Raw genomic sequence first — 5000 nt, 5'->3', positions numbered from 1 at the left:
ACGTCTTTGAGCGGTCAGCATCAGGGCCAGGCCAGCTCCGATGAGCAGTAGGCTCACCCCCTGGGCCACCCGCAGGGGCCCCAGCATGAGGCTGTCGGCGCGCAGCCCCTCGATCCAGAAGCGTCCAAGACTATACCCCAGCAGGTAGAGGCCCAGGAGGCTACCGGGCGGAGGCTGGCGCCGATAGTTCAAAAAGAGCAGGATCCCGAAGAGGCCGAGGTTCCAGAGGGATTCGTACAAAAAAGTGGGATGCACGCGGGATCCGTCGGGGAGCTGCAGTTGGATCCACAGAGAACTAGCCGGAGACAAAGCCTTTCCATAGGCCTCGTTGTTGAAGAAGTTGCCCCAGCGACCGATGCTCTGGCCAAGGCTGAGGGAAGGAACGATGCAATCGGCCAGCAGCCAGAAGTTGAGCCGATGCCGGTGGGCAAACAGGTAAAGCGCTGCAGTGCCCCCGAGCAAAGCGCCATGGATGGCCATTCCCCCCTGCCAGAGGGCCAGGACTTTCCACCAAGGGCCATCTCGATATCGCTCCCACTCAAAAGCCACGTAGTAAAAACGGGCAAGGGGCAGGGATCCCACCACCAGCCACGGCAGCAGATCGGACATGGAATTGGGGGGAAGACCGCGCCGTGCCGCCAGGTGGCGAGCTAGAAACAGGCCCAAAACGGTTGCTAAGCCGATCAGCAGGCCATACCAGCGTAGGCTGAATGGCCCCCAGCTAAACACAATTGGACCGGGGGATCGCAACACCAGGGTCGTGAACACGGCAGTATTCCTAAACCGGTCTTTCTAGCTCACTCTACCTGTTCTGCGACCCTCACCCCCAGCCCCTCTCCCTCAGGGAGAGGGGAGCTTGGAACCGAGGCAAGGTACGAGCTGACTGCAATTGGAGGGAGATCAAGGGATCCGCTGGGGGCAACAAGGCGACAATGTTAGAATGCAGGCTTGATTTTCCACCGCGACTCCTGGGGGAGGGTGCTGGTTATGGCCCGCAAAGCTGCCGACGTGAACAACGGCGACGACTTGGACAAGTTGAAGTCGGAGAAACGCAAAGCTCTGGATCAGGTGTTGGGCCAGATCGAGCGCAATTTTGGCAAAGGGGCGATCATGCGCCTGGGAGATGCGGCCCAGATGCGGGTGGAGACCATACCCAGCGGCGCTATCACCCTCGACTTGGCCATGGGCGGTGGCTACCCCAAGGGGCGAATCATCGAAGTCTTCGGGCCGGAATCTTCTGGGAAAACCTCGGTTGCTCTGCACGCCATCGCTGAGGTGCAAAAACGAGGGGGAACGGCTGCTTTTGTGGATGCTGAGCACGCGCTGGATCCCGCCTACGCGGCGGCTTTGGGGGTAGATATCCAGAATCTGCTCATCTCCCAGCCGGACACGGGGGAGGCCGCCCTGGAGATTGTCGATCAACTGGTGCGCTCTGCTGCTGTGGACATTGTGGTGGTGGACTCGGTGGCAGCGTTGGTTCCCCGCGCCGAGATCGAGGGGGATATGGGAGACGCCCATGTGGGGTTACAGGCCCGCCTGATGAGCCAAGCGCTGCGCAAGATTGCCGGCAACGTCAGCAAAACCGGGTCAATTGTTCTGTTCCTCAACCAGTTGCGCTCCAAAATCGGCGGCATCGGCTACGGCCCCCAGGAAACCACCACTGGCGGCAATGCCCTCAAGTTCTATGCGTCGGTGCGGCTGGATATTCGCCGCGTGCAAACTCTGAAGAAAGGTGCTGAAGAATACGGGATCCGGGCGCGGGTCAAGGTGGTGAAAAACAAAGTTGCTCCCCCATTCCGGCGGGCAGAATTCGACATCATCTTCGGCCAGGGCATCTCCAACATCGGCTGCATTGTCGATCTGGCCGAGGAGATGGGCATTCTCAAACGACGCGGTTCCTGGTACAGCTACAAAGAGGAAAATGTGGCCCAAGGGAGAGACAATCTGGTCGTTTACCTGAAAGAAAAGCCGGAGATCCTGGCGGAGGTGGAAGCGGCTGTGCGGGAAAAACTTTCTGCAGGGGTAACGGTTTCTGCCAGCCGACCGGGGGGGATAGAGGAGGGAGAGCAGGAAGAGGTTGAGGCCCCCATCTTTGCAGATGAGGAGTTTTGAAACGAGGGCGGCTCTTCAAGCTGTGCCTCTCAACTGGGCTCGCTGCTGGCGCAAAGCTTCGTAGAGCAGCAATCCCCCGGTCATGGCCACGTTGAGGGACTCGACGCCAGCAGCCATCGGGATCCGCACCTGGGCATCGGCCAGTTGGATCGTCGATTCCTGCAGGCCAGCCCCTTCGTTGCCCAAGAGAAAAAGGGTTGGCCGAGTGAGGTCGTGATCCCAGTAACAGGTGGCCAGAGGGGCGAGGGTGGCGGCCAAAACTTGGATCCCTTGGCGACGACAGGACTGGATCCAGGCGGGCAAGTCAGAGAGAACCTGAGGCGGGCGGCGAAACCACTGGCCGGCGGAGGCCCGCAGGACTTTGGGGTTTTCCGGATCGACGCTGTCTGCGCTTAGCCAGAGGCCATCGGCTCCGGTGGCCGCCACGACGCGGATCAGGGATCCCAAATTACCTGGATCTTGCAGCGTTTCGACCACCAAGCCCAGGCGCAGCGCCTCTGGGGGAGGGGAGGCGATTTGCCGGCTAACGGCCACAGCTACAACCCCTTCCGGAGACTCGGTCGTAGAGAGGGCCGCCATCACTTCCAAGCTGACGGCCTGCCGCCGCAGATGCTTGGGCAGGCTGGCCAACAAGCGGGGGTGACGCTCAGCCCAGTCGAAGGTGTAGCAGACACCTCGCAGAGGCCAGCCGACCCCCAGCGCCTCTTCGAGGAGGTGGGATCCCTCGACCAGGAAGGCGCCCTGTTCTCGCCGGCCTTTGCTGCGGTGCAACTGCCGCAACTGTCGGATCCAAGGGTTTTTGGGGCTGGTGAGCAGCTCAGAAGCCATGCGGAGGAAGAGGAGAGATGGGGCGGGGAAGGCTTAATCGCGGCGACGCAACCGTTGGATAAAAAATCCATCCCGATCCTGGCGATGAGGCCAGATGAGCAGGGGATCCCCTTCGGCAGCCCAGTGGGGATGCCGGTTCAGAAAAGACTGGATGACTGCCTCGTTTTCGGCAGGATGCAGGGTGCAGGTGGCGTACACCAACAGTCCGCCCGGCTTGAGCCACCGGGCTGCCACCTGCAGAAGCTGAGCTTGCAGATGGGCCAGCTCTTGAATCTGGGCGGGGGTTTGCCGCCAGCGGGCGTCGGCGTGGCGGTGCAGGGTGCCCAAGCCGGAGCAGGGGGCATCCAACAACACTCGGTCGGCGCTCTGCCACGGGGGCAGGGGTGCAGGAGGTTCGGCAGCGGCGTCCAGGGAGAGCAGGTCGATGGCCAGGGGACGGATCGAGCTCAAGCCCAAGCGCTGCACATTTTCCTCTAGGCGGCGCAGGCGGTGGGGATGGCGGTCCAGGGCCCAGATCTCGCCGCGATCCTGCATCTGCTCGGCCATATGCGTGGTCTTGCCGCCCGGAGCGGCGCAGCAGTCGATGACTCGCTCTCCCGGCTGGGGATCCAGATAGTGCACCACCTGCTGGGCGCTGGCATCCTGAACGCTCCACCAGCCTTGGGCAAAGCCGGGCAGGGCCGTGATGTCGCCGGCATGTTGTCCCAGGCGCAGGGCGCCCGGCACCTCAGGGATGGGTGAGGCAGGGATCCCCGCTTCTGCCAAGGCTTGGATGACTTTGTCCACATCCGCCCGCAGCGGGTTGACCCGCAGATCCAGGTGGGGCGGCTGGTTGAACCAGGCGCACAACTGCTCGGTCTCGGCTGGTCCCAGGCGCTCCCACCAGAGGCGCACCAGCCAATCGGGAAAGCTATGCCGGATCCCCAAGGCCTGAATCGGGTCAGTGGGCAGAGTGTCCTGCAAGGACTTGAGGGGATCCTTTTCCGCCCCATCCAACGCTTGCCGCTGGTAGGCGCGCAAGATGCCGTTGACTACCCCCGTCAGGGATCCCAGGCCCACCTGGCGGGCCAGCTCCACGCTGGTGTGAATGGCGGCCCTGGGCGGGATGTGATCCAGAAAAGCCAGTTGGTAGAAGCCAAGGTAGAGAATCAGCCGCAAATCGAGCGGTTGCTGGTGGGCGGGGCGCCGGGCAAAGCAGTCGATCAGGGCATCAAGGGTGCGGCGACGGCGGGTAATCCCATACACCAACTCGCTGACCAGGTGGCAGTCGGCAGGGATCAGGCGGCTATGGGCCAACAAGTGTTCTAGCACCACGTCGGCATAGGCGTTGTGCCGCTCGATCTTCTGCAGAGCCAAGAGGGCCAGTTGACGCGCGTTCATGGCCGCTCCAAAAAAGATCAGGTTGCTTCCCGACACAAAAGGATAGCTTGGTAGCCCCGCACTTGAGTGCGCGCCGGAAAAGCCCGCTAGCCACTTTAGTCGCTTACCCATGATGGGGGTCGTTGATATAGTTTCATAGCTTAAACAACCTGTTCCTGACTTCTCCCACCAACACCTTTTTCCTTCTCTTTGGCCAAAAAATGAGATGAACAACCGCTAGCCCCACACCATGGTTGTAGTGATTGTACCGTTGACTTTCCTCTCGCACTATCGCTTGCCCATGTCAGACTGCGGTTGTCATGCCGCTTGCCAACAATGATGAAGTACGGCTGTCAGCAGGTTCGAGTCAGGGACAGGGAGCTAGTCCCCCTATTAGAGTACTTGTGTCAACAGTCTAATAAGGTGTACAACTGTGCCCTGTACTATGCGAGACAAGTCTATTTCAAAACGAAGCGATGGGCAAGCTATGGTGCGCTTTGCGCTGAGATGGGGAGAACCCAAAGCAAGCACTTTATCGCAATGTATGTTTCCGCCGCACAACAGACGTGTAAGTCTGTAGCTGGAGTGGGTCTATGCCAAGCCTGTCCAGCCCAAATCGCTGGATCCGAGAAAAGCTCTAGCAATTGACCACGGAGTCAACAACTGGCTCACGTGCGTTAGCAACTTAGGACATAGCTTCA

The 5000-nt window shown here is 60.7% G+C and carries 4 protein-coding genes and 1 pseudogene (1 of these 5 running past the window's edge); 1 reads left to right on the top strand and 4 read right to left on the bottom strand.

Translation table 11 applies throughout. The annotated features are described in order from the left end of the window. Nucleotides 1–768, bottom strand: the 5' portion of a protein-coding gene (gene lgt / locus SYN60AY4M2_RS02755; protein WP_011429964.1) for a prolipoprotein diacylglyceryl transferase. 87 nt of this gene lie to the left of the window's left edge; the window shows 768 of its 855 coding nt (coding positions 1–768); it begins with the start codon at nucleotides 766–768; the stop codon falls past the left edge of the window. 219 nt (nucleotides 769–987) lie between these two features. Between lgt and recA the strand changes: the two genes are divergently transcribed. Beyond that, nucleotides 988–2112: a recombinase RecA gene (gene recA, locus SYN60AY4M2_RS02750; RefSeq protein ID WP_099812230.1), complete on the top strand. Its 1125-nt coding sequence runs from the start codon at nucleotides 988–990 to the stop codon at nucleotides 2110–2112. 15 nt (nucleotides 2113–2127) lie between these two features. Here the strand turns inward: recA and SYN60AY4M2_RS02745 are convergent, their stop codons facing one another. The 3 genes and pseudogenes from SYN60AY4M2_RS02745 to SYN60AY4M2_RS02735 all read right to left on the bottom strand — a co-directional run. Further along, a complete protein-coding gene (locus SYN60AY4M2_RS02745) occupies nucleotides 2128–2940 on the bottom strand; it encodes an RNA methyltransferase (protein WP_099812229.1) in 813 nt (270 codons plus the stop codon). 33 nt (nucleotides 2941–2973) lie between these two features. Beyond that, complete coding sequence (locus SYN60AY4M2_RS02740; protein ID WP_099813208.1) at nucleotides 2974–4320, bottom strand: 16S rRNA (cytosine(967)-C(5))-methyltransferase; 1347 nt, start codon at nucleotides 4318–4320, stop codon at nucleotides 2974–2976. A gap of 136 nt (nucleotides 4321–4456) precedes the next feature. Further along, nucleotides 4457–4588 (bottom strand): annotated as a pseudogene (locus tag SYN60AY4M2_RS02735) (IS200/IS605 family transposase); the annotation flags it as partial. Nucleotides 4589–5000: the final 412 nt, after the last annotated feature.

This window comes from Synechococcus sp. 60AY4M2 (assembly GCF_002760375.1).
In the GTDB taxonomy this organism is placed as follows: domain Bacteria; phylum Cyanobacteriota; class Cyanobacteriia; order Thermostichales; family Thermostichaceae; genus Thermostichus.
Note: the sequence above shows the minus strand (reverse complement) of the source record. Positions and strands in the feature narration are given on the sequence as shown.